The sequence below is a fragment of the Promicromonospora sp. NPDC023987 genome (assembly GCF_040639055.1).
Lineage (GTDB): Bacteria > Actinomycetota > Actinomycetes > Actinomycetales > Cellulomonadaceae > Promicromonospora.
In genome coordinates this window covers 102824-124841 of sequence record NZ_JBEZZF010000005.1, presented here as the reverse complement: position 1 = coordinate 124841, position 22018 = coordinate 102824, and the positions used below count along the sequence as shown (strand labels likewise).

Sequence of the window (22018 nt, the reverse complement as noted above, 5' to 3'; positions counted from 1 at the left end):
GCCGTCCGCAGCGACGTGCACGCGGCCCCGTCAGATCCAGCCGCGTTCCTCCGCGACCAGCACCGCCTGCTGGCGGGTGCCGACCGACAGCTTCCCCAGGACGGCCGAGACGTGGTTGCGCACCGTGCCCGGCGCGAGCGACAGGGTGCGCGCGATCTGGCGTGTCGTCTCGCCGTGCCGGCCGGCGCGCAGCACGTCCAGCTCGCGGTCGGTCAGCGGTGAGCGTTCGTCGCTCAGCGCGTCGGCGGCGAGCTCGGGATCGATGTACCGCCCGCCCGCGGCCACGCGGCGGATGACGGACGCGACCTCGTCGGCGCCACGGGACTTGGGCAGGAATCCGGCGGCCCCGGAAGCCAGTGCGCGCCGCAGGACGCCCGGTCGGGCATGGCGGGTGACGATCACGCACCTCGTGGGCAGGGTGCGGTTCAGCCGCTCGGCGACCTGCACGCCATCCAGGTACGGCATCTCGAGGTCCAGCAGGCAGACGTCCGGCCTGACGCGCTCGGCCTCGGCGACGGCCTCCGCGCCGTCGGCGCACTCCGCCACGATCTCGATGTCCGCCTCCAGCCGCAGGAGCGCGGCCAGAGCGGACCGGATCATCCCCTCGTCATCGGCGAGCAGCACCCGGATCATCCGAGGTCCACCTCTCCGGCAGGGACGGTCTCTCCGGCAGGGACCGTCTCTCCGGCAGGGACCGTGACGACCACGGTGAAGGTGTCGCGCTCGCGCCGCACCCCGAGATCCCCGCCCGCCTCCGCCGCACGTCGGGCAACGCCCTCCAGGCCCGAACCGCCGGTGCTCTCCGGGACGTCGGCGGCGAGGTCGTTGGAGATCTCGTAGCGCCACGACCCGTCCGAGAGCGCGAGGGAGAGGCATGCCCACCTGCCGCCACCGTGGCGCAGCACGTTCGTCGTCGTCTCGCGGATGACAGGCCCGAGGGCCGCAGCCGGCGCCAGCGACGCATCCGGGTCCACCGCGGCCTCTGCCCGCATGCCCCCGGCACGCAGCAGGTCCACCGCGTTGGCGAGCTCGTCGCGCAGCGGGACGGAGCGGAAGCGCGTGGCCAGGTCGCGTGTTCCCTGTCGGGCGTCGTCCACGCTGGCGCGTGCGGCGCGCAGCTGTTCCATGCCCGCCCCGGGGTCTCCTGGCATGAGCCGCTCGGCGAGCTCCAGCTGGAGGGCGATGACCTGGAGGTGGTGACCCTGCAGGTCGTGCACGTCGGTCGCGAGCCGCAGCCGCTCCTGGGTCGCCGCGAGCTTCGCCTCCGAGGCGCGGGCCCGGTCGAGCGTGACGAGCACGTCCCACCACCACAGCGAGGAGACGCTCATGACCGGAAGGGCGACGGCGAAGAAGATCAGCTGGTACCAGCTCGGGCCGCTGTCCATCCCGAGGGTCGAGTTGATGTCGACCACGGCCAGCCCGACGAGCAGGGCGGTCGCGGCCAGCACCACCCGGAACCGCACGCCCGGCGGCCAGTTCAGCAGCATGACCACCTGGGTCAGGGGCAGGACGGCCAGCAACCAGGTCCCGGTGGCGACGCCGGCCGTGAGCCCGTACGCCGCGCCGATCACCAGGGGCACCAGGTGGCGCCGCCAGACCAGCAACGGCGCGGCCTCCGTCCGGTGCCGGTAGTCGGCCAGGGGAACCAGGGTCGCGGCCCACCACAGCAGCCCGACGATCCCGACGACGGCGACCGCGACGTCGCTGGAGCCACCTTCGCCGAGGGCGCTCATCGCGAAGAGAACTACCATCGCCTCGAAGAGCCCGACGGCCACGGCCACATACCACCAGGTCGCACTGATGCCCCGGGTGAGCCGCAGCGTGCTGTGGGCCTGTGCCGCCGCGGACGCGGCGGCGGCGCGTTCGGCCTGGCTGCTCATCCGCCCAGGCTACGGGCATGACACATGTCATGGATGCGGTGTGCGGGGTACCCGGGAAGCGGTGACACGCGGGCACTTCTGCGCAGCCTGCCCGACCTGTGGACTGGGGTCATCGCCGGGGGCTCACCCCGGCACCCTCTCCCACAGGAGCACACCATGAGTCTCACCGACACCCTCCAGGACCTCGTCGGGCAGGTGCCCGAGCTCGTGCAGCCGCTGATCGTCGCGGCCGCGGGGGCGATCCCGTTCATCGAGGGCGAGGGCGGCGCGGCGATCGGCATCCTCGGCGGCATCAACCCGGTCGTCGCCGCCGTCGCCGCGATGGCCGGCAACTTCCTCGTCGTGGCAGCCCTGGTGCTGCTCAGCTCCGGTGCGCGCAACGCCGTCGTGACCCGGCACCGTGAAAAGGTCCTGGCCCGGGACGGCGTCCCGGTCGGCGGCGGGTCCACGCTGGAGCTGCCGCCGGGCGCGAGGACGGACGACTCCCGCGGCTCCGCGCGCCGGGCGAAGTTCCAGCGCGCCTACGAGCGCTACGGGGTACCGGGGGTGAGCCTGCTCGGCCCGCTGCTGCTGCCCACGCACTTCACCGCCACGATGCTCGCCGCCTCCGGCGTGGGCAAGGCCCGCATCCTGATCTGGCAGGCGCTCGCGATCATCGGCTGGACGACGGTCACCGCGGTCGTCATCAGCGGCGTCATCAACGCCGTCGGCTGATCCGGGTCGCCGGCCGGGCCAGCGCCCTGAACGGCTCGGCAAGGCTCCCGCGGCGGGCCCGCCAGCCCATAGGGTCGAGTCGTACCGACGCGTGACGAGCGGAGTGAACGGATGGCCGAGACGATGTTCGTGGTCGAACGGGGCGATGTGCTCGGCGAGGCATACCGGCGCCGGATCACCGAGGTCTACGTGCGCAGCTTCGCGGAGGACTTCGTCGCGTTCTCGCGCGACACGGACAAGCTGGCCGACGCGTTCGAGCACATGCTGCTGCTGGATCGCTTCTACGTCGTGCTCGTCGACGGGAAGCCCGCAGGCCTTGCCTCGTTCACCGAGGGCGACCAGATGCTGTTCGCGCCGCGTCGCCGGGAGATCCGTCGCCACCTCGGGCTCGCGCGCGGGCTGCTCGGCTACGGGGTGATCCGGAGCTGGTTCATGGGTGCCTCCGACGGTGCACGGCCCGGGCTCGCCGAGATCGGGTTCGTCGCCACCGAGCCCGCCTACCAGGGCCGCGGCGTCGCGACCGCGCTGCTGCGTCATCTTCTGGCGCACCCGGGGTATCGCGAGTACGTGCTCGAGGACATCAAGGACAACAACGCGCCGGCCCTCGGTCTCTACACGAAGCTCGGCTTCACGGTGTACAAGCGTCGGAGGGTGCGATTCGCGCGACGCGCCGGATTCACCGAGCTCGTGTCGATGAGGCTCGTCCAGGACGCCGAACCAACCGGCTGACCTCTTGGACGGGGCCGGCGGCACCACGACAGGGTTTCCCCATCGGGTACCGCCGGCCCGGGCCGACGTCGCTCGGCCTCGGGTCAGCCGGTGACCTCGAACGTCAGCATGTCCGTGAACGCACGCCCGTGCACGTCGGTGGCCGTGACCTCCGCCGTGTGCGTGCCGACGGCGAGGTCTGCCGGCAGCTCGAGGCGCCACAGGTGCATGGAGCGCTCGGCGACGCTGCCGCCGTGCACCAGCTGCTGCTGCACCGCGACCGGGTCGGACCACTCGGCGCCGACCTTCTGGCCCTCGCCCTGCATCGGCTGCGTGCGGACCGCCTCGACGGCCTTGCCGCCGTCGAGTGCCGCCGTGACGGTCGAGCCAGTGCTCCCCATCCAGAAGTTGGTGGTCAGCCAGGTGGTGTCCGCCAGGTCGGCCTGCGAGACGACGAGCGGGTCCGTGTACTCCGGCGCCGAGCCGACGTCGGAACGGTGGGCGGCGAACCACTCGCGGTAACGGGGCGTGTTCACGCCCAGAGCCATCTGGTGCGAGTCGTCCTCACCGCGGACGGTGAACCGCTCCTTGACCCGGGTCCCGGTGATGTCGAGCGTCAGGACGCCGGGCTGGCCGCCGTCGCGCTGCAGCGCGGCCGGGTAGCCGGCGGGCAGCACCGTGCCGGAGTACCAGTCGCCGGAGATCGCGCCCGCCGTGATGTGGGTGAACGGCAGCTCGTCGACGCCGAGGACGTCGGACCAGCCCTGCAGGCTGTCGCCGGCGCGCAGGTTCTCGATGCTGTGCGTGTGACCGCCCAGGGCGATCGCCTCGCGGCCCTCCAGCAGCTCGTAGATCTCCTTGACCTGCGCGACCTGGTGCCTGCTGCTGCCCTCGTCGGCGTAGTCGAGGAGCGGGATGTGCGCCGCGACGACGATCAGCCGGTCCTGCGGCACGCGCGCGAGATCGTTGCGCAGCCACTCGAGCTGACGCTCGTCGAGCGAGCCAGTGTAGGTGGTGCCCGCCTTGTACTCGACGGTGTTCAGCGCGACGACGTGCGCCTTGCCCACGTCGTAGGAGTAGTACTCCGGGCCGAGCGCGGCCCGGAAGGTGTCGAACGTGTGCTCGCTGCTCGCGGCGTCGAAGTCGAGGTCGTGGTTGCCGGGCAGGAACCGCGCCGGGCCGTTGAGCATGCTCACGAGCTCACGCGTCTGCGGGTACAGCGACAGGTCGTCGCCCACGACGTCGCCGATGAAGAGCGCGCCGCAGCCGGTGTAGTCGGTCCGGGCGGCGAGGTCCGCGAACGCTCCGTTGCGGGCGTACTCCACCTCGTCGAGGTCGTACGTCTGGATGTCGCCGCCGATGAGGCAGTGCTGCGCGGCCGACGCGGTCAGGCTGCTCTTCGCGAGCGGGAAGTTGACCTCGTCCGGGAGCGGGCCGGTCGGCTCGAGGCCGCCGTAGCGCAGCTCCGGGGAGCCCTCGGGCAGGTGGTGGTAGAAGAACTGGGCGACGTTGTCGTCGTCGACCGGCACCTGGTACCCGCGCGGCTGGGTGACGGAGACCGTCATGTTGTCGAACACCGGGAGCTCGTAGCGGCCCCGGCGGTCCGTCGTCGTGACGTCGCGGCCGTTCGTGACGGTGACGCCCCGCAGGCCCCGCTCGTGGCGGTCCTGCTCGGAGTCCTGGTCGCGGTCGACGAAGACGACACCGTCGAGCGTCTGCTGGTCCCCGTCGGGTCCACGGACCACGTCGACGGCACCACGGTAGGCCGACTCGGCCCATGACCCGGTGTCGTGGCCCGTGCTGTGCCCGGCGCCGGGGGCCGCTGAGGCGGACGGCAGCAGCGCGCCGGCGAGGACGAGGGCGAGCCCACCTCCGGTCAGGCCGAGCGTCCGGAGCGAGCGAGTGGTCGATCGGTTGGCAGTCGAGGTCACAGAGTTCTCCTGTCGTGATCGCGAACCGACCCTCCGGCCGGTCCGCCATCACGCTGCCGCCCCGTCATGAACCAGGGCTGTCCTCCGCCCCACGGCAGGGCGAACCTCGTTCGACACTCAGTGACCGCGTGCGACTCGGCGGTGGCGGTGTGAGCCTGGATGCTCGGTGGTGCGACGGGGGGTCATAGTGCGAACGATGGCGTATCGGGGTCCGTACGAGCTGCTTCTCGGGTCGCACGACATACCGACCGGACCTTTCGGCCGCCCGGGTGCCGGACCCGCACGACGGGCGCCTGGCTCCGCTCGGGCCGCAGGGGCCGTGCTCGGCGCGGCCACGGCTGTGGCGCGGCGGTGGCGTCGGCGCCCCCTGCACCCGGCCGGCTCGGTGTACACGGGGACGCTGCACCTCGACGCCGCCGCGGCGCCGGGAGCCGAGGCGCTGGGGGCACCCATCACGCACTCCGTGTCCGTACGCGTCTCGCGCGCGGCCGGCCTGCCCGCTCCGCTCCCGGACGTCTTCGGGCTGGCGCTGCACTGGACAGCAGGCGGCCGGTCCCAGGACGTCCTGCTCGCGGCGACCGGCCTTGGCCCGGTCACCCGTTTCCTGCTGGCACCCCGTACCCGGCCGCTCGGGGGAGGCTTCGGCACCCTCATGCCGTTCCGGGACCTCGACGGTCGACCTGTGCTGCTCGCTGCCGCGGTCGCGGACCGTCGGTGGCGCCGCGGAGCCACGACCGCATCGCTCGCCGGTGCGGAGCTGGTGCTGCTCTCCGGCCGCCCGGGAGGGCCGTGGTACCGGCTCGGCCTGCTGCGCTGCGGCGTGCCCACCGGGGTCGAGACACCACGCCTCGACCCGGTCCAGCACCCTCCGGGTGCGCTCAGCACCTACCCCTGGGCCGCGGCACTCCGGGCTCCCGCCTATCGCGCGGCCCGCACGGGCCGGCGCTGACCCGACGGCGCCAGTGCGGTCGCCGGGCCGGGTACCACGGCACGGACGTCGCAGCGCTCAGTGGGCGCCCACCGCGCGGGCTCGTTCGACGGCGGCCCCCACGCCACCGGTCCACGGCTCGCCATGTCCTGGCAGCAGCGTCGTGCCGCCCGAGTCGTACGGGACCAGGCGGTCGAGCGAGACGAGCGCCTGGGAGCTGTCGGCCGTGGCGGCACCGGCGATGATCTGCGGGCCGCGTCTGCCGGTGTACGGATCGAGCGTGACGAGCGCGTCCCCGGTGAGCAGGACGTCGCGCTCGGGCAGGTGCAGGGCGCAGTGCCCGAAGGTGTGACCCGGCGTGAAGATCACATGGGGGGAGCCGGGAACGGGGAGCGTCTCACCGGGCTCGACGTGACGCAGCCCCTGGACCCCGCGCACCCGCAACGCTCCGGCGGAGACCATCGCAGCGAGGATGCGCAGCGACGCCGGGTACCGCACCGGGTACATCGCCCGCACGTTCTCGTGGGCGTAGCGGTACGGGTGGGCGGCGATCGTGGAGTCCTGCTCGTGCAGCCAGATCGGCACGCCCAGGCGCGACTGGAGCGCGGCGGCCGAGCCGGTGTGGTCGAAGTGGGCGTGGGTCAGCACGACCGCTGCGACGTCCGAAGGGCGCCGCCCGAGGTCACGGAGCGCCTGGCCCAGCAGGTCCCAGGTGGCGGGCAGCCCGGTGTCGACCACGAGCACCTGACCGTCGTCGTCCGTGACGAGGTAGACGTTGACGTAGGCGTGCTCGATCCGGTGCACCCGGTCGGCGACCTCGCTCAGCATCGTGCGACCTCCTGCGCCGTCCGCTCTGGTCTGGCCCTCTTGCGACCGTAGCCCCGAAGCGCCGCGCTCGACACTCCGCGCGGGACATCACAGACGCTTATACCCCCGGGGGTATACGGTCGGGTCATGGCTACACAAGAGATCACGAAGGACAATCTGGAACAGACGGTCGCCGGTGACGGGATCGTGCTGCTGGACTTCTGGGCAGAAGTGGCCGAGCAGGTCCGCGCCCAGGACGGTCAGCAGTGAGGATCGTCGTCGTCGGCGGTGTCGCCGGGGGGATGAGCGCTGCGGCCCGCGCGCGCCGGCTGGACGAGCGGGCAGAGATCATCCTGCTGGAACGGGGGGACCACGTCTCGTTCGCGGGTTGCGGACTGCCCTACTACGTGGGCGGAGAGATCTCCGAGCAGGAATCGCTCCTGGTCCAGACGCCGGAGAAGCTCAGGGCCGCGCTGAATCTCGATGTTCGTACGGGCCACGACGTGGTCGGCCTGGACGCCGCCGCGAAGGAGCTCACGGTGCGGACGGAGGCGGGGGAGAGCCACCTTGCCTACGACGCGCTGGTCCTGTCCCCGGGGGCACAGGCGTTGCGCCCTTCGATCCCGGGCCTGGACTCGCCGCGAGTGCACCTGCTGCGCACGGTGCCGGACGCCGTCGCTCTGCGGGAGCGGACGAGCGCCGGCGCGCGCCGGGCGGTCGTGCTCGGCGCGGGTTTCATCGGTATCGAGGCCGCTGAGGCTCTGGCCCAGCAGGGCCTGGAGACCACTGTGGTCGAGCTGGCCCCGCACGTCCTTCCGGCCTTGGACAGCGAGCAGGCGTGGCCGGTGGACGAGGAGCTGCGCCGGCTCGGCATCACCGTGCAGGCCGGTACCGCCGCCATGGAGATCGTTCCCGGCACCGGCAGCGACACGGTGCTGCTGTCCGACGGGGTCCGGCTGCAGGCAGACGTCGTCGTCCTGGCCGTGGGTGTGCGACCGGACACGGAGGTGTTCGAACGCGCCGGGGTCGCGTGCGAGCGGGGCGGGATCGTCGTCGACGAGCACGGCCGTACCTCGCTGCCCGACGTGTGGGCGGTCGGGGACGCGACGGTCAGCACCGATCCGGTGACCGGCATCCGTCGTCCGGTAGCCCTCGCAGGGCCGGCGAACCGTGCCGGTCGGTTGGTCGCCGACCACATCCTGCGCCCGCGGACCGCGCGTCCGATCCCGCGCCCGTCGGGTACGGCGGTCGTCCGGGTGGGCGGGCTGACGGCGGCGATGACCGGGGCGAACCGCGCAGCTCTGGACGCGTCCGGCGTCGGGTACCGGACGCTGCACCTGCACCCGAACCAGCACGCCGGGTACTTCCCCGGCGCCGCGCAGATCCATCTGAGCGTGCACATCGGTGCCGACGACGGGCTGCTGCTCGGTGCGCAGGCTGTCGGTGCGGACGGCGTCGACAAGCGCATCGACGTGCTCGCGACCGCGATCCGCACAGGGATGACCGTGGCGGACCTGATCGATCTCGACCTGGCGTACTCCCCGCCGTACGGGCAGGCGAAGGACGCCATCAACCTGACCGGGATGCTCGGTGCCAACGTCCTCGACGGGACCCTGGCGCTCTGGGACGCCCGCGATCTCGAAGCCGTCCGGTCGAGTGCGCTCGTCCTGGACGTGCGGACCGACGCGGAGGTTGCCACGGGCATGCTCCCGGAGGCGCTCCACGTCCCGCACACCGAGCTGCGCGGACGCCTCGACGAGGTCCGGGCGGCTGCGGCCGGCCGCCCGGTGCGAGTGATGTGCGCCTCAGGTGTCCGTTCGGCGATCGCCCACCGGGTGCTGACCCAGGAGGGCTTCGACTCCGCATCGCTCTCGGGCGGGATGCTCACTCTCCGGGCGGTCCTTGCGGAACGAGCCGCCGACGTCCTGGCGATGAACGAGCCGCAGCATGTCTGACCGGAGCAGCATCGACGCGGAAGCTCAGCGTCGCATCCTCAACCGGCTCCGCCGCGCCCGTGGGCAGCTGGACGCCGTCATCGCGTCCGTCGAGTCGGAAGCGCCGTGCCGGGACGTGGTGACCCAGCTCGCCGCCGTCACCCACGCCCTGAGGCGTGCCGGATTCCTGATCGTCGCCACCGCCATGGAGGACTGCGTCGCGGAGCCCGACGTCACCAAGAATCGCGCGGGCATGACCGCCGAGGAGCTCGAGAAGGTCTTCCTCACCCTGGCCTGACGGGCCGGCTCACCGTGCCGGGACGGGCCGCAGGCCGATGAACTTCATCCGGTCCTCGCCGTAGTGGCAGGTCTGGAGCGCGAGGTCGCCGTCGAGCCCGACGAGGTCGTCGGTGGTGGACCAGACCTTCGAGGTGTGGCGGACGTCGACGACCTCGTAGACCTGGTCGCTGCCTTCGACGCGGAGCCGTTGTCCGGTCTCCCACGGCAGGACGGAGTCGCCACCGCAGGTGTTGTGGGCGGCCCACACCGCCGGCACGTCGTCGTGCTCGTAGGACGTCATCTCGGTGAACGTGCCGTCGCACCGGTCGAGCTCTGGTATGCCGCCGGAGACACCCAGCCGCACCGTCGGGATCTCACCGGTGACGCGTTCGCGGGTGGTGTCGATCACCGCGTCGGTGGTGGTCTTCACGGTTCCGTAGGCCCGCTCGACCGTCTGGGGGGCGAGGACGTTGCCCAGGGTGAGGGCACCGCCCGCGGCGACCAGCAGCCCGCCGAGGAAGCCGACGACGGCCTCTCCCCGACTGTGCCGGGTGCTGCGCGCGTGCCGTCTGTGCGGCATCGGAGCCGAAGGGATGAGCGCCATGGCCTCATCATGCCCTCGCATCTACTATGGCGCATAGTCGACTTGTGCCATGGTCGAGCTGCTCGAGGGCGGCGTTTTCCACTGGCGCCGTGAAGACGGCAAGATCAGGGGTGCACAACGTACTCACCGACCAGCAACGGAGCCGCAATGCTCGGAGACGGCCGACGCGCCCTCCTCGCGACGATCGGACACCACCCGGACCCGGACGGAGCGAGCCGTTGAGGCGGACCCCCGGCCCCGCGACCCGGCCCGCCGAGGCCGCCGTCGGGCTCCTGCGACGACGGCCCGACCCGACGGCCCGCGGCGCGGAGGACAGCGAACGCCCGCTCGTGCCGTTGCCTGCGGCGCTCGTCGCGGCAGCGGTCGGCGGGGTCGCGCTCGACGCGTCGTTCCCCGCGCTCGGCTGGTGGCCGCTCGCGTTCGTGGCCGTCGTGCTGGCGCTGGTCTCTCTCATCGGGCGGGCCGTGTGGGGCGGAGTGCTCGTCGGTGCGGTCTTCGGTGCGGCGTTCTACTTCCCCCACCTGTCCTGGGCGGCACAGTTCCTCGGCGACAACCCCCTCGGCTGGGTGCCGTGGGTGGCGCTGGCGTCCGCCGAGACCCTCGTCCTCGCGGCCCTCTCGCCCCTCGTCGTGCTCGCCTACCGGTGGCTGCCGCGGTGGCGTGACACCCGCACCACGCGCCTCGTGGTGCTCCCGGTGCTGGTGGCCGGGGCATGGATGGCGCGGGAGCTCGTCCTGGGCTCCTGGCCCTACGGCGGCTTTCCCTGGGGGCGGCTGGGGATGAGCCAGTCGGAGAGTCCGGTCGCGCCCGTCGCGTCCTGGCTGGGCGTCTCCGGGCTCGGGTTCCTGATGGTCGTCGTGTGCGCCGGGGCCGTCGAGGTCGTCCGGTGGGCCGCTCTCGAGCGGGCGTCGCGGGGCGCGGACGACAGTGCTCGTCCGCGACCGGGCGGCGGTCTGTCGCGGGCGATCCCCGTGGGCCTGCTCGCCGTGGTCATGGTGCTCGTGCCCCAGTTCCCGACCGACGATGCCGGTACGATCCGGGTCGGCGCCGTGCAGGGCAACGGGCCCGCCGCCTACGCGGACGAGCGCGCGGCGCACGAGGTGCTGGACTCCCAGCTGGCGGCCTCGGCGCCCCTGGAGAGCGAGCCGGTGGACGTGGTGCTGTGGCCGGAAGGCGGCGTCGACAGCGACCCTGCCGCCGAACCACGCACCGCACGGATCCTGAGCGCGGCCGCGGCCTCCTACGGGGCTCCGATCCTCGTCAACGCCGCGTCCGGTGTCGAAGACCTCTTCTACAACACCTCGTTCCTCTGGACGGAGGACGGCGCGGAGGCGACGCATGCGAAGCGGCACCCCGTCCCCTTCGGTGAGTACGTGCCGGACCGCGAGGTGTACGGGGCGATCGTGCCCGGTCTCGTGGGCCTCCTCCAGCGCGAGTACACCCCCGGTGACGACTCGCCGGTCTTCGACCTGGGCCAGGCGAAGGTGGGGCTGGCGATCTGCTTCGACGTGGCCTTCGACGACGTCATCGAGGAGGGGATGCGCGACGGCGCGCAGGTGTTCATGTTCCAGACGAACAACGCCGACTTCCGTGGCACCGACGAGAACCTGCAGCAGGTCGCCATCGCACGCATGCGTGCGATCGAGACCGGGCGCAGCGTCGTCAACGTGTCCACGACTGGCACCAGCCAGATCTTCGCGCCCGACGGGAGCACGGTCCAGGAGCTCGCGAGCGACGAGGCGGGGCTCATGATCGAGGAGGTCGAGCTCCGCGACGGCCTCACCGCAGGGGTCGCCCTCGGCCCCTGGATCCAGGGGATCCTCCTGTGGGGGACCGTCCTGAGCCTGGCCGTCCTGGCCGTCGTGACGGTCCGCGTCCGACGGTCGTCGTCAGGCTCCAGGTGACGGCTGCCGTGCGTCGTGCCGGTCATGCGCACCCGGTGAGCGCGGTGATGAGGTAGGGCAGATGCACGGCGGCGGCCAGGAGTGTGAGGACGGCCACGTAGGACGTCACGGCAAGGGCGGGAAGCACCCCCGCTGTGCCGGGGCAGGGCTGTACGAGGTGGCGGATGCGGTCGGGTCCGAGCATGTGGAGGGCGCCTTCCGTGACCACGTCCGTCGGGGTGGCGTGGCTGTGCTCTCTCCGAGGGCCAGCAGGGCGCCGGCCAGGGCGGGGGTCCCCGCACGTCTGCGTGCTGCATCGTCCGCGGCGATCTCGAGGTAGTGCCCGAGCGCGGCCTCCGAGGCCGCGATGAGCGGAACCCACCGGAGGTACCGCGAGATGCTGGCCATCGCCGTGGTGATGAGGTGGTGGTGCTGACGCAGGTGCGCGTGCTCGTGCGCGAGCACCGCGGCCAGCTCGTCCGGAGCCAGGGCGTCCAGGGCCCCCGTGGAGAGGGAGATGCCGCCATGGCGGCGGGGGAGGGTCATGGCGAAGGGGCGCGGGTCGTCGACGACGAGCACCGGGTGGCCGAGGATCGTCCGAGGCCGGGCCTGGTCGCGCAGGAGCTGCCCGGTGCGCGCGGTGGCGCGGCGTCGCCGCAGCGCCTCGACGGTGATCGTGACGCCGAGGGCCACGGTCCCGAGTGCGGGCAGGGCCAGCAGGAGGACGACGGGCACGGCGCTGTCGAGCGGCGTCGTCGGGAACGGGTTGGCCGCGTCGAGGCACCGCTGACAGGTCTCCGCGGCGCCGTCGGGCAGGAGCGACGGGCCGGACATCGTCCAGGCCAGCAGCGGCCCGAGCGCCAGCGCTGTGCACAGCCAGCCCAGGACGCTTCCGGCGAGCAGCACCACCGCGGTGCGAGGGGCGCGGACCAGGGCGGGCGCCGCGTGCCGCAGCACCCACGGTCCGGCCGCAGCCGACGCCGCCAGGGCGGTGACCAGCAGCACGACGAGGGCTCCCACGGTCACGAGGCGTCCCCGCTCTCGCGCTGCCGCAGGTAGTCGCGCAGCAGATCGAGGTCGGAGCTCGGGATCGTGTCGACGAAGTGCAGGATCGACGCGGCCCGGTCCCGGCTCGTCCCCAGCGCGTGCCGCATCAGCGCGGCGACGTGCTCCTCGCGCCCGGCCCGGGCCGTGTACAGCGTCGAGTGATGCTCTTTGCGGGCGGAGACCAGCTGCTTGCGGTCGAGGTTGGTCAGCACCGTGGCGATCGTCGTGTAGGCGAGGTCGCCGGGGAGCTGATTGATGATGCCGCGGATCGTGGCCGGCCCCTGGTCCCACAGCACATCCATGACCTGCGACTCGAGCGCGCCGAGCCGTGGCGGCTCCACCGGCCTGCTGCTTCCGTTCAATGAACTGTCTCCTTCTCACGAGCTGGGACCGGCCATGCCGAGCCGGCCGCTCCGGCGTTCGCCGGCGTCCGGCGTCGGGCCGTCGGGCCGTTGGCGGCCGGCGCCGCGGTCTGCGGCCACGACGACAGCGGGCCGGGGGAGGACGTCATGCCTCCATCATGCACGGGATCGACTATTAGGCATAGTCGACTATGTGCCATAGTAGGGCCGCCCACCACACGAACGAGAGGGACGTCTCATGTCTACGAGGACCCACCGCCGGACGAGGCGAGGCTGGGTGACGCCCGTCGCGGTTGCCGGTGTCGCGGCCCTGCTCGTCGCTCTGGTCGTCGCGCTGACGCGGACCGGCCCGGAGGCGGCAGGGGAGCCGGCGCCCGCCGGGGACGCGCCTGCGGTGATCGAGGAACCCCAGCAGTCGGACCAGCCCGACCTCACCTCCGCCGAGCGTCGGGATCCCGACGACCCCCTCGCGGCGGGACCGGTCGACGCGCCGGTGACGCTCATCGTCTTCTCCGACTACCAGTGCCCGTTCTGCGCCCGCTGGAGCCACGAGACGCTGCCGCTGATGATGGAGCACGTCGAGACCGGCGACCTGCGGATCGAGTGGCGCGACGTGAACGTCTTCGGGCCGGCTTCAGAGCGCGCGGCTCGTGCGTCCTATGCCGCCGCGCTGCAGGGGAAGTTCTGGGAGTACCACGACGCGCTCTTTTCGGGCGGGGAGAAGCGCGCTGAGGCAGAGCTGAGCGTCGTGGCGCTGACTGCCCTGGCGGGCGAGCTCGGTCTGGACCTCGAGCAGTTCGGCACCGACCTGGAGTCCTCGGCCGCGGCCACGCAGATCGACCGGAACGCGCAGCTCGGCCTGGACATGGGTGCCTTCTCCACGCCGGTGTTCCTCATGGGCGGGGAGCCGTTGGTCGGCGCACAGCCCTCGCAGGTGTTCGTCGACGCCTTCGAGCAAGCGCTCGCCGCGGCGGAGTGACCGGCATGGACATCGGGCTGCTCAGCGCCTTCGTCGGCGGGATCCTTGCGCTGCTGAGCCCCTGTGCGGCGCTGCTGATGCCGGCCTTCTTCGCCTCTACCGTCGGCGCGGGCCCGCGCCTGGTCGCCCATGGCGCCGTCTTCTACCTCGGGTTGCTGCTCGTGCTCGTGCCCCTGGGTGTCGGGGTAGGTGCGGTCGGAGGGCTCTTCGCCGCCCGTCGCCAGGAGATCGTGCTGGCCGCATCAGTGCTTCTCGTGGTGCTGGGTGTGACGCAGATGCTCGGGTACGGGTTCGACCCGGCCCGCCTGCTTCCGGGCGTCTCGACCCTCCAGACGCGTGCCCACGTCGCGACCGGCTGGGTCAAGACCCTGCTGCTCGGTGCTGCCAGCGGCGTCGCCGGGTTCTGTGCGGGCCCGATCCTTGGCGCCGTCCTGACGGTCGCCGCCGCGCGGGGTGACGCCGTCGCCGCCGGCGGGCTGCTCGCCGTCTACGGGGCCGGGATGGTCGCGCCGCTGCTGGTGATCGCCGCGCTGTGGGGACGGCTCGGCCCACGAGGCCGGAGCGCCCTGCGGGGACGGGTCTGCACGGTCCTCGGGCGCGAGCTGCACACGACTTCCGTGCTCACCGGGCTGCTGGTCCTCTGTGTCGGCGTGCTGTTCTGGACCACCAACGGACTGGTCGGCGCACCGGAGCTGCTCCCCGTCGACGCTCAGGCCTGGCTCCAGGAACGCTCGACCCTCTTGGCCGATCCCGTCCTGGACATTCTCGCGGTCCTTGCCGTCGCCGCCGCGATCATCACCGTGTGGTTCGTCCGTCGACGGAGGGGGCAGGGCCAGGCGACCGCTCATGGCGAGACGTCTGGCCAGGAGGCTCCGTGACCGCTCCCATGGCGCGGTCCAGGATCGTCGAGAGCGGCTGCGGCTGAGTGCTGGCGGTCCATGCGGTCAGCGCCGCCTCGACGCATCCCAGAGCCGCAGCGATCACGGCGTGCGTACGCGGGTCGGAGTCGTCGGCCGGATCGGCGCCGATGCGCCGTGCGATCTCCGGCCGGAGCAGCTCCTGCCAGTGCGCGTTCTTCTCCCGGTGCCGGGCGGCCAGCGCAGGCGTGCCCACGATCAGACGAGTGAGCCGCCGGGTGCGCTCGTCGTGGCCCTCGTACTGCTCGATCAGCGCGTCGAGAGCGCGTCGCATGGCGACCCATGGTGACTCGCTCGGCGGCCGGGCGGTGAGGGCGTGCTGCAGATGCTCGCCGGCGTCGGCCGTCTCGCCGAAGAGGGCGTCCTCCTTCGAGGGGAAGTATCGAAAGAACGTACTGCGTGAGATCTCGGCGGTCGCGCAGATGTCGTCCACGGTCGTCTCCTCGTAGCCGCGCTCGAGGACCAGGTCCTGGACGGTCGCCGCAACCTCGGCGCGCATGGCCTGACGTGCTCGCGCTCGCACGCCGCGCACAGCCTGATGGGGACTCATGGCTCAATGGTACTACCCGCCACTACTGGTACTGTGTCTCATGTTAGGAATTCAGTGTCGCAGAGAACGGAGAGCTCATGAGCGACAACAAGGTGATCGTCATTACAGGCGCGAGCGACGGCATCGGGGCGGCGGCCGCGCGGCGGCTGCACGGGGCTGGCCACACCGTCGTCGTCGTGGGCCGATCGGTGGAGAAGACTCGCGCCGTCGCCGACGAGCTCAAGGCCGACAGCTACGTCGCGGACTTCACCCGCCTCGACGACGTCGAGCGCCTCGCTGGGGAGCTCAGCACCGCCTACCCGCGGATCGACGTGCTCGCCAACAATGCCGGCGGGGTGTTCGGTACGCGGTCCAAGACGGTGGACGGCTTCGAGAAGACTTTCCAGGTCAACCACCTCGCGCCGTTCCTGCTCACGCGGCTGCTCCTGGATACGCTCATCGCGTCGCGGGCTTCGGTGCTGCAGACCTCCAGCACCGTGCGGTTCACGAAGGAGATCCACCTGGACGACCTCGATCACGACCGCGACTACGACCCGGTGCACGCCTACGGGGCGGCGAAGCTGGAGAACATCCTCTTCACGACGGAGCTGCACCGGCGCTACCAGGCCAACGGCCTCTCGGCGGCGTCCTTCTATCCGGGAAACGTCGCGACGAACTTCGCGTCCGACACGACCAGCCCGGTGATGCGTATCGTGCGGCGTCTCGGCCACCTCCCGGGCCTCGGGCGGTTGCTGCTGACCACGCCGGAGCAGGGCGCCGACCAGATCGTCTGGCTCGCAGAGGGAACCCCGGGCACGGACTGGCAGTCGGGCTCCTATTACTACAAGCGCGAGGCCACCACCCCTCGCAACCCACAGGCCCTGGACGCCGATCTCGCCCGGAGGCTGTGGGAGCGCTCCGAGGAACTGCTCGCGGGCCGGTTGCAGGCCCGCAGCTGAGCCGTGGTCGGTCCGCTTCGAGAATGCGATCAGGCACGCTCCGAGGCGCTGGACCATGCGCGATCGCATTCTCGAAGCGGACAAGTGCCGGGCGGTGCCACCGACGTGGTGAAAAGTGCACCAATACGCGGCATTTGTCGCTATCGTCACTTCCGTGTCAGAAGTCCTGGCCGAGCTGATCATGGAAGAGAACGATGACCAACTCGACTGCGCCTGCGGCAGACCCCGGCCTGGCGTTCGCCGGGTCGGGGTCCGGTCGGTCGCCGATGCGCCTGCACGACCCCGCGCAGCTCCCGCTCCTGGACGAGGTGCTCGCGGCACGCGACGTCGACGCCGCCTGGTCCGGGCTCCGGCGACGCTGGGGTGACGTCGCTCCGGTCGACCTGGGGTCCGGCGCGCGCGCCTGGCTGGTGACCGGGTATCAGACCATCGTCATGCTCGCCCGCGAGTCCGGCATGGTCACGACCGAGACGGACGCCTGGAACGGCGGGCCGGGGCGGTCGTTGCCCGCGCCCCTGCGGTCGTTGTTCCGGCCCTGGGCCGGACAGACGGTGGAGACGGTCTCCGGGCCCGTGCATGCTCGGCTGCGCCTCCCGCTGGACGAGGTGCTCGCTCTGGTCGACGGGGCCGAGGTCGCCCGGGTCACGCGAGCGGTGTGCGACGAGATCGTCGTGCGTTGGGGTGATCCGGCCCGGAACGACCCCGCGCACGAGGTCGACCTGATGCGCGAGTACGTGGCGCCGGTGACTCATCTCGTCTTCGGCGCCGTCCTCGGACTGGATCCCGCGACCGGCCGCCAGGTGTTCGAGCTCGCCGACGCCCTCGCGGCCGGGCACGGGGACGCCACGAGCATCGATGAGCTGAGCTTCCTGCTCGGTGGGCAGGTGCTGGGCCGCGATGCGAGCGGCGGCCCCACACCGGCCGGCCTGCTGGCGCAGCATCCGGCCTATGAGGGCGCCGACGAGGCGGTGCTCGGCATGCTCTCCCTGGTGACCGGCGCGAGCCGCGGCCTGCAGGCGTGGCTGGGACAGGCGCTGCTTCTCGCCCTGAGCGACGAAGGGTTCCTCAGGCGGCTGGCCGGCGGGAGGCTCGGTACCGACGAGGCGCTGGACGAGGTCCTGTGGAACGCGTCGCCGGTGACGGTCCTGGCTCCGCGGTTCGCCGTCAAGGACGGCCACCTGTTCGGCGAGACCGCGTACGTCGAGCGCGGGGACGCTGTCCTCCTGGCCGTCGGGGCGGCCGCCTCGGACCCGAGGATCCGTGGTAAGGGCACCTGGGACGGGCTCGGCAACCGGGCCCATCTGGCGTGGGGTGCGGGGTCGCACAGGTGCCCCGCACCGGGGCAGGCCCGCCTGATCGTCCGGACGGCGGTCGAGATGCTGCTTCGCCAGGTGGAACCCGTCCTGGCGACGGGCGTCGAGGAGATCCGCTGGGTCCCCGACGTGCGTTTCCGCCGTCCCCGGTCGCTGCCGGTGACCTTCCGTCCCACCGGCGCGGGCGGCTGACCTTGCCGTGACCGCAGTACTACTTCGATGACAACCCAGGAGAACCTTGTGAGCCGCACCCCCCGCACGACGCGTGTGCTGAACACCGTGCTTGCCCCCGTCGTCAGAGGGCATCAGGACCCTGCCCGGTCCTGGGCCAAGGCGGTCGCGCAGGTCGAGAAGGAGGCCGGCGCCGCCGACCGGCAGTTCGCCGACGACCTCGGCATGGTCGTCGAGGCGGCGGCCGAGATTCCCCGGCTGTCGCCGCTGGGCTGGTTCCTCATCATGAGCGACGTCAAGGGAAGGTACGCCAACCGGTTGCGGGTCGACCGTGTGCTGTCCGAGCACCCGGAGGTCGCGGACGAGCCGATCACCGCGCCCGTGATCGTGTGCGGGCTGCCGCGCACCGCGACGACCCTGGCACACCGGGTCCTGTCGGCCTCGCCGGACCACCGGGCCCCGCTGCTGTGGGAGATGCAGAAGACCGGCCTGGCGGATCCGCAGGCGGCTCAGAAGCTGATCAAGCAGCTGGAGCAGAGTGCCTCGATGATGGAACGGTTCGCGCCTGACATCCCGCACATCCACCCGATCAGCATCGACCGGCCGGAGGAGTCGATGTTCCTCCTGCCGCACGGGAGCCACTGGCCGATCCTGCACGGTCTTATGCCGTCCTACAGCGCCTGGGCGGCGGAGCGCGACGTGACGGGCGACTACGAGTACCTGAAGCTGGGGCTTCAAGTGCTGCAGCACGGGCGGGCACCCAAGCGATGGTTCTTGAAGTACCCGGCGCACCTGCAGGACATGGACACCATCAAGAAGGTGTTCCCGGACGCCACGTTCGTGTGGACCCACCGCGACCCCGTCACGGTCATCGGTTCGTTCTGCAGCCTCGTGGAGACCTTCTGGGGGATGTACCAGCACGACACCGACCGAGAGGTGATCGGGCGGTTCGCCCTGGAGCATCTGGTCGCCCAGGTCGAGCGTGGCCTGGAGCTGCGCAGGCAGCTGCCGCCGTCCTCGATCGTGGACGTGCCCTACCACCGGCTCAGTGCCGACCCGTTCACGGAGGTTCCCCGGCTGTACTCGGCGATCGGTGCCAACTGGAGCGCCGGCGACGAGGAGCGCCTGGCCGAAGTGATCGCCAAGCCGAAGGGCACCCCCTCCCACCGGTACGACGTGTCCAGCTACCTGGACCCGGCCGAGGTCGAGAGGACGTTCGCGTCGTACAACCGCCTGCTGGACCGGCTCGACCTGCGTGACGCGGAGCCGGCCGTGGAGCTGTGACTCGAGCAGCCGGGCCGCGGTCACGGTCTGTGTCGGAGTTGTTCCGTTTCTGTAGTTTTCAGCGGAAGGCTGCAGTCGGTACTTCTGAACCTTTCCGCGCACCAGTACGGTTGCGGACGTGACCAATCCAAGGGCTACCACAACGACCGTCGCGGAAGAGCCGTGGGACAGTGCGGACGGTGTTCTGCTGCGCGATGCCATGCAGGCCGAGCTCGCCGCCCGCTACGGCATGCCGGACCAGGAGACCGACAAGCCGACGGCGGAGACCGTCAGCGTGTTCCTGGTCGCCCGCGACCAGCAGGGTGGCGCGATCGGCTGCGGCGCTCTGCGCCTGCAGGACGACGGCACGGCCGAGATCAAGCGGATGTACGTGGATCCGGAGGCGCGGGGCACCGGTGCCGCCACGGGCATCTTGCGCGCGCTGGAGGACCACGCCCGGCAGCGTGGTGCTGACTCGGTAGTGCTCTCGACCGGTACCGAGCAGCCCGACGCGATCCGGTTCTACGAGCGCGAGGGATACCAGCTCTTCGACGGCTTCGGGCCCTTTGCCGGCCACCCGATGGCGAGGTTCTTCACCCGTCGGCTCGGCTGAGCCCGCCGATCTGGCGGAGGCTCGAGCTCCGGTCGGATCTCACGCTCGACACCGTGCGCCAGGTTCTCCAGGCCGCGTTCGGGTGGACGGACTCTCCCGAGCAGGACGTCCGTCTCGACGAGGTTCTCGGCGACCCAGGGGACGAGGTCGCGTATGTCTACGACTACGGCGACAACTGGCAGGTCTCCCTGCGCGCGGGTTCCATCCCAGGTTGCTGGAACTGCTCAACTTCCTCTCCGGCACCCCGGAAGCCCGCGATCTCGCCGCCCGACCGGCCGCGCTGCCCGCCGAGCCCTGGACACCGTCGGACGACGACCTGGTCGCAGGGCTGCGGCCCTGGCTGTGGCTCGTCCGCGAGACCGCGTCGACGACCGGCGGGATAGCGCTGACGAAGGCCGGCTACCTCCCGCCCGCGCACGTGACCAAGATCGCGACCCCTCCTGCCACGAATGGGGGACTGGCGCGGGCTCGCGAACCGCGGGGACCTGACCTGGCCCGTTGCGGAGTTCCGGGCGACCGCGGTCAAGAAGTTCGGCCTGCTGCGCAAGGCCAAGGGCCGCCTGCTGCTGACCAGAGCCGGCGCGGCGGTCGACGGCAAACCGGCCGCGCTGTTCACGCACCTCGCAGCCAGGATCGCCCCGCCGAGGGTCACGTCGGACACGTTCGCCGTCGATGCCGACCTGCCCGTCCTCGCCTATGCCACCGTCAGCTCCGGCACGGACCTGCCGGTGGAGACCATCGCACTGCACCGGCGGGCGGGGTTCTCCCCGCGGGCGGCACCGCAGCCAGATCAGCGCGGTGGCGAGTGCGCTGGCCGCCGGGCGCTCGCCGGTGACTCGCGCTTCGCGTAGTGCCTTCACCCCGGATATTCAGGACATTTTGTTGAGCTCGTAGTGACCGTCTGCCAGGCTCCTAGGGCAACCAGTCGCGTCATCCAGGGGGTACCTCGACATGGTTCGACGATGGCGGGTGACACTCATTCTGCTCGTACTCGCGGGCTGCGCAGGCACGGGTGAAGGTTCGCCCGAGGTAAGTCCGGACTCGATCGTCGTCGAGAGCTTTCCAGCCGAGGAAGTCCCCATGCGGCCACCGCCGCAGGGAGAAACTCACGCGGTCATCGACGGTGGGGTCGAGCCGGCGCGTCTTACCTTCACTGCCTGGGGTAGCCCCGGCTGCATGCGTTATCCCACGTCGGTCGCCTGGAGTGGCGAATTGGCACTCGAGATACAGACCGCACCGAGCGAGAACACCGAGTGCTCGGCGAACTACGAGCCGACGAGTCAGGTCATCGAGCTTCCGACCGGGCGTGCCGCGATCGAGGTAGCGGCCGTCGTAGTCGACGGCAAGGCAGTCCCGTTCACGTTCAAAGGAGAGCAATGAGACCCAGGCTACGCAGCGCAGGCATTGCACTTCTCAACTGTCTTTACCTGTGAACCGGCCCGGATTTGATGCCGCTGCTGTTTGAGTCCGAGAAGATGAGCAGCCTGCCGAGAAGATCGATCCCAGCCGCGTGCGAGGTGTGTACGACTCATGCGAGCGCCAGCGGGAGTACCCCACCTGACCGCAGCAGCGACAGCGATGGCCCGCCAGGAAGGCGTCTCGAAGGAGCCGGTGCGGCGTTGGCTGGCTCAGGCCGATGTCGACGACGGAACTCGGCCCGGCGTCACGAGCGAGGAGTCCGCCGACGTCAGACGCTTGAAAGCCGAGGTCAAGCGGTTGCGGGAGAACAACGAGATCCCGCTGAAGGCCTCCATTCTCTTCGCGGGGGATTTCGACCCCCGAACTGTTGATCGGCGCGTTCATCGATGAGATGCGGAGCGAGGGTCGCGCAGTAGGGGTATGCAGGCCCTCGCTCTCAAGGGTGTCGTCCGGGCGAGGGAGCTGCGCACCACCTTCTCGAGCGCGGACGGGAAACGTGCTGGTGACCTGCTGGGCCGCGATTTCACGGCCCCAGCACCGAACCCTGTGTGGGTTATCGACTTTACCTACGTCCGGACCTGGGTCGGGTTCGTCTGCGTCGCGTTCGTCCTGGACGTGTTCGCCCGGCGGATCATCAACGTCGACGAGACGACCGGCGGGCGCGGGTCTCCCCGCGGGCGGCACCGCAGCCAGATGAGCGCGGTGGCGAGTGCGCTGGCCCGCAGGGCGCTCGCCGGTGACTCGCGCCCGGCGTAGTGCCAACTCAGGGCGAAGTCGC

Annotated in this window: 27 protein-coding genes; 18 read left to right on the top strand and 9 right to left on the bottom strand. The window is 71.3% G+C overall.

The window, feature by feature from the left end; genetic code table 11:
• Positions 1-30: 30 nt before the first annotated feature.
• Entirely contained in the window at positions 31-633 is a 603-nt protein-coding gene (locus AB0F40_RS04490) for a response regulator transcription factor (RefSeq protein ID WP_357464629.1), read from the bottom strand.
• Positions 630-1880 (bottom strand): histidine kinase, encoded by a 1251-nt coding sequence (locus tag AB0F40_RS04485; protein ID WP_357464627.1) that lies wholly within the window; start codon positions 1878-1880, stop codon positions 630-632. Before AB0F40_RS04485 ends, AB0F40_RS04490 begins: the two co-directional genes overlap by 4 nt.
• A gap of 156 nt (positions 1881-2036) precedes the next feature.
• On the opposite strand from AB0F40_RS04485, the gene AB0F40_RS04480 reads away from it, so the two are divergent.
• Both AB0F40_RS04480 and AB0F40_RS04475 read left to right on the top strand, forming a co-directional pair.
• Positions 2037-2594 (top strand): small multidrug efflux protein, encoded by a 558-nt coding sequence (locus tag AB0F40_RS04480; protein WP_357464625.1) that lies wholly within the window; start codon positions 2037-2039, stop codon positions 2592-2594.
• A gap of 111 nt (positions 2595-2705) precedes the next feature.
• The gene (locus AB0F40_RS04475) at positions 2706-3323 is read left to right on the top strand and encodes an N-acetyltransferase (protein ID WP_357464623.1); all 618 of its coding nucleotides are present in this window, start codon (positions 2706-2708) and stop codon (positions 3321-3323) included.
• A gap of 83 nt (positions 3324-3406) precedes the next feature.
• Here AB0F40_RS04475 and AB0F40_RS04470 read toward each other — a convergent pair whose 3' ends face one another.
• A complete protein-coding gene (locus AB0F40_RS04470) occupies positions 3407-5233 on the bottom strand; it encodes a calcineurin-like phosphoesterase family protein (protein WP_357464621.1) in 1827 nt (608 codons plus the stop codon).
• A gap of 196 nt (positions 5234-5429) precedes the next feature.
• On the opposite strand from AB0F40_RS04470, the gene AB0F40_RS04465 reads away from it, so the two are divergent.
• Positions 5430-6182 (top strand): hypothetical protein, encoded by a 753-nt coding sequence (locus AB0F40_RS04465; protein ID WP_357464619.1) that lies wholly within the window; start codon positions 5430-5432, stop codon positions 6180-6182.
• 57 nt (positions 6183-6239) lie between these two features.
• On the opposite strand, the gene AB0F40_RS04460 is transcribed toward AB0F40_RS04465, so the two are convergent.
• The gene (locus tag AB0F40_RS04460; RefSeq protein WP_357464617.1) at positions 6240-6989 is read right to left on the bottom strand and encodes an MBL fold metallo-hydrolase; all 750 of its coding nucleotides are present in this window, start codon (positions 6987-6989) and stop codon (positions 6240-6242) included.
• 126 nt (positions 6990-7115) lie between these two features.
• Between AB0F40_RS04460 and AB0F40_RS04455 the strand changes: the two genes are divergently transcribed.
• From AB0F40_RS04455 to AB0F40_RS04445, 3 genes are read left to right on the top strand one after another with little or no spacing between them, the layout of a single operon-like run.
• Positions 7116-7238, top strand: a complete 123-nt coding sequence (locus AB0F40_RS04455) for a hypothetical protein (protein WP_357464615.1) — start codon at positions 7116-7118, stop codon at positions 7236-7238.
• Entirely contained in the window at positions 7235-8923 is a 1689-nt protein-coding gene (locus AB0F40_RS04450; RefSeq protein WP_357464613.1) for an FAD-dependent oxidoreductase, read from the top strand. The genes AB0F40_RS04455 and AB0F40_RS04450 overlap by 4 nt, the downstream gene beginning before the upstream one ends.
• On the top strand, positions 8916-9200 hold the full coding sequence (locus tag AB0F40_RS04445) for a metal-sensitive transcriptional regulator (protein WP_357464611.1): 285 nt from the start codon (positions 8916-8918) through the stop codon (positions 9198-9200). The genes AB0F40_RS04450 and AB0F40_RS04445 overlap by 8 nt, the downstream gene beginning before the upstream one ends.
• A gap of 9 nt (positions 9201-9209) precedes the next feature.
• On the opposite strand, the gene AB0F40_RS04440 is transcribed toward AB0F40_RS04445, so the two are convergent.
• Entirely contained in the window at positions 9210-9785 is a 576-nt protein-coding gene (locus AB0F40_RS04440) for a hypothetical protein (RefSeq protein ID WP_357464609.1), read from the bottom strand.
• 218 nt (positions 9786-10003) lie between these two features.
• Between AB0F40_RS04440 and lnt the strand changes: the two genes are divergently transcribed.
• Entirely contained in the window at positions 10004-11689 is a 1686-nt protein-coding gene (gene lnt / locus AB0F40_RS04435; RefSeq protein ID WP_357464607.1) for an apolipoprotein N-acyltransferase, read from the top strand.
• A gap of 105 nt (positions 11690-11794) precedes the next feature.
• On the opposite strand, the gene AB0F40_RS04430 is transcribed toward lnt, so the two are convergent.
• The 3 genes from AB0F40_RS04430 to AB0F40_RS04420 are packed head-to-tail and all read right to left on the bottom strand — an operon-like array spanning position 11795 to position 13226.
• On the bottom strand, positions 11795-12694 hold the full coding sequence (locus AB0F40_RS04430) for a M56 family metallopeptidase (protein ID WP_357464605.1): 900 nt from the start codon (positions 12692-12694) through the stop codon (positions 11795-11797).
• Positions 12691-13077, bottom strand: coding sequence for a BlaI/MecI/CopY family transcriptional regulator (locus AB0F40_RS04425; RefSeq protein WP_357464603.1), 387 nt, complete (start codon positions 13075-13077; stop codon positions 12691-12693). Before AB0F40_RS04425 ends, AB0F40_RS04430 begins: the two co-directional genes overlap by 4 nt.
• A complete protein-coding gene (locus AB0F40_RS04420; RefSeq protein WP_357464601.1) occupies positions 13074-13226 on the bottom strand; it encodes a hypothetical protein in 153 nt (50 codons plus the stop codon). Before AB0F40_RS04420 ends, AB0F40_RS04425 begins: the two co-directional genes overlap by 4 nt.
• Before the next feature lie 89 nt (positions 13227-13315).
• Between AB0F40_RS04420 and AB0F40_RS04415 the strand changes: the two genes are divergently transcribed.
• Positions 13316-14056 (top strand): DsbA family protein, encoded by a 741-nt coding sequence (locus tag AB0F40_RS04415; protein ID WP_357464599.1) that lies wholly within the window; start codon positions 13316-13318, stop codon positions 14054-14056.
• A gap of 5 nt (positions 14057-14061) precedes the next feature.
• Positions 14062-14934, top strand: a complete 873-nt coding sequence (locus tag AB0F40_RS04410) for a cytochrome c biogenesis protein CcdA (RefSeq protein WP_357464597.1) — start codon at positions 14062-14064, stop codon at positions 14932-14934.
• Here AB0F40_RS04410 and AB0F40_RS04405 read toward each other — a convergent pair.
• The gene (locus tag AB0F40_RS04405) at positions 14852-15523 is read right to left on the bottom strand and encodes a TetR family transcriptional regulator (protein WP_357464595.1); all 672 of its coding nucleotides are present in this window, start codon (positions 15521-15523) and stop codon (positions 14852-14854) included. The genes AB0F40_RS04410 and AB0F40_RS04405 overlap by 83 nt on opposite strands.
• Positions 15524-15600: 77 nt before the next feature.
• Between AB0F40_RS04405 and AB0F40_RS04400 the strand changes: the two genes are divergently transcribed.
• From AB0F40_RS04400 to AB0F40_RS04360, 9 genes are all read left to right on the top strand, one after another.
• A complete protein-coding gene (locus AB0F40_RS04400; RefSeq protein ID WP_357464593.1) occupies positions 15601-16461 on the top strand; it encodes an SDR family NAD(P)-dependent oxidoreductase in 861 nt (286 codons plus the stop codon).
• Between the two features lie 194 nt (positions 16462-16655).
• The gene (locus AB0F40_RS04395; RefSeq protein ID WP_357464591.1) at positions 16656-17966 is read left to right on the top strand and encodes a hypothetical protein; all 1311 of its coding nucleotides are present in this window, start codon (positions 16656-16658) and stop codon (positions 17964-17966) included.
• Positions 17967-18014: 48 nt separating this feature from the next.
• Positions 18015-19229 carry a sulfotransferase gene (locus tag AB0F40_RS04390; protein ID WP_357464589.1) on the top strand — a complete coding sequence of 405 codons (1215 nt, stop codon included), beginning with the start codon at positions 18015-18017 and terminating at the stop codon, positions 19227-19229.
• Between the two features lie 118 nt (positions 19230-19347).
• Positions 19348-19821 carry a GNAT family N-acetyltransferase gene (locus tag AB0F40_RS04385; protein ID WP_357464587.1) on the top strand — a complete coding sequence of 158 codons (474 nt, stop codon included), beginning with the start codon at positions 19348-19350 and terminating at the stop codon, positions 19819-19821.
• Complete coding sequence (locus tag AB0F40_RS04380) at positions 19746-20204, top strand: plasmid pRiA4b ORF-3 family protein (RefSeq protein WP_357464693.1); 459 nt, start codon at positions 19746-19748, stop codon at positions 20202-20204. The genes AB0F40_RS04385 and AB0F40_RS04380 overlap by 76 nt, the downstream gene beginning before the upstream one ends.
• A gap of 66 nt (positions 20205-20270) precedes the next feature.
• The gene (locus AB0F40_RS04375) at positions 20271-20672 is read left to right on the top strand and encodes a hypothetical protein (RefSeq protein WP_357464585.1); all 402 of its coding nucleotides are present in this window, start codon (positions 20271-20273) and stop codon (positions 20670-20672) included.
• Between the two features lie 118 nt (positions 20673-20790).
• Positions 20791-21201, top strand: a complete 411-nt coding sequence (locus AB0F40_RS04370; protein ID WP_357464583.1) for a hypothetical protein — start codon at positions 20791-20793, stop codon at positions 21199-21201.
• 198 nt (positions 21202-21399) lie between these two features.
• A complete protein-coding gene (locus AB0F40_RS04365; protein ID WP_357464581.1) occupies positions 21400-21630 on the top strand; it encodes a hypothetical protein in 231 nt (76 codons plus the stop codon).
• 30 nt (positions 21631-21660) lie between these two features.
• Positions 21661-21996 (top strand): hypothetical protein, encoded by a 336-nt coding sequence (locus tag AB0F40_RS04360; RefSeq protein WP_357464579.1) that lies wholly within the window; start codon positions 21661-21663, stop codon positions 21994-21996.
• Positions 21997-22018 lie beyond the last annotated feature (22 nt).

Bases quoted from the DNA above. Each gene is read 5' to 3' on its own strand.
- AB0F40_RS04410 (WP_357464597.1), top strand. From the start codon at position 14,062: ATGGACATCGGGCTGCTCAGCGCCTTCGTCGGCGGGATCCTTGCGCTG.
- AB0F40_RS04395 (WP_357464591.1), top strand. From the start codon at position 16,656: ATGACCAACTCGACTGCGCCTGCGGCAGACCCCGGCCTGGCGTTCGCC.
- AB0F40_RS04420 (WP_357464601.1), bottom strand. From the start codon at position 13,226: ATGACGTCCTCCCCCGGCCCGCTGTCGTCGTGGCCGCAGACCGCGGCG.
- AB0F40_RS04415 (WP_357464599.1), top strand. From the start codon at position 13,316: ATGTCTACGAGGACCCACCGCCGGACGAGGCGAGGCTGGGTGACGCCC.
- AB0F40_RS04465 (WP_357464619.1), top strand. From the start codon at position 5,430: ATGGCGTATCGGGGTCCGTACGAGCTGCTTCTCGGGTCGCACGACATA.
- AB0F40_RS04400 (WP_357464593.1), top strand. From the start codon at position 15,601: ATGAGCGACAACAAGGTGATCGTCATTACAGGCGCGAGCGACGGCATC.
- AB0F40_RS04360 (WP_357464579.1), top strand. From the start codon at position 21,661: ATGCAGGCCCTCGCTCTCAAGGGTGTCGTCCGGGCGAGGGAGCTGCGC.
- AB0F40_RS04365 (WP_357464581.1), top strand. From the start codon at position 21,400: ATGGCCCGCCAGGAAGGCGTCTCGAAGGAGCCGGTGCGGCGTTGGCTG.
- AB0F40_RS04490 (WP_357464629.1), bottom strand. From the start codon at position 633: ATGATCCGGGTGCTGCTCGCCGATGACGAGGGGATGATCCGGTCCGCT.
- AB0F40_RS04480 (WP_357464625.1), top strand. From the start codon at position 2,037: ATGAGTCTCACCGACACCCTCCAGGACCTCGTCGGGCAGGTGCCCGAG.
- AB0F40_RS04460 (WP_357464617.1), bottom strand. From the start codon at position 6,989: ATGCTGAGCGAGGTCGCCGACCGGGTGCACCGGATCGAGCACGCCTAC.
- AB0F40_RS04375 (WP_357464585.1), top strand. From the start codon at position 20,271: ATGGGGGACTGGCGCGGGCTCGCGAACCGCGGGGACCTGACCTGGCCC.
- AB0F40_RS04440 (WP_357464609.1), bottom strand. From the start codon at position 9,785: ATGGCGCTCATCCCTTCGGCTCCGATGCCGCACAGACGGCACGCGCGC.
- AB0F40_RS04475 (WP_357464623.1), top strand. From the start codon at position 2,706: ATGGCCGAGACGATGTTCGTGGTCGAACGGGGCGATGTGCTCGGCGAG.
- AB0F40_RS04455 (WP_357464615.1), top strand. From the start codon at position 7,116: ATGGCTACACAAGAGATCACGAAGGACAATCTGGAACAGACGGTCGCC.
- AB0F40_RS04445 (WP_357464611.1), top strand. From the start codon at position 8,916: ATGTCTGACCGGAGCAGCATCGACGCGGAAGCTCAGCGTCGCATCCTC.
- AB0F40_RS04405 (WP_357464595.1), bottom strand. From the start codon at position 15,523: ATGAGTCCCCATCAGGCTGTGCGCGGCGTGCGAGCGCGAGCACGTCAG.
- AB0F40_RS04485 (WP_357464627.1), bottom strand. From the start codon at position 1,880: ATGAGCAGCCAGGCCGAACGCGCCGCCGCCGCGTCCGCGGCGGCACAG.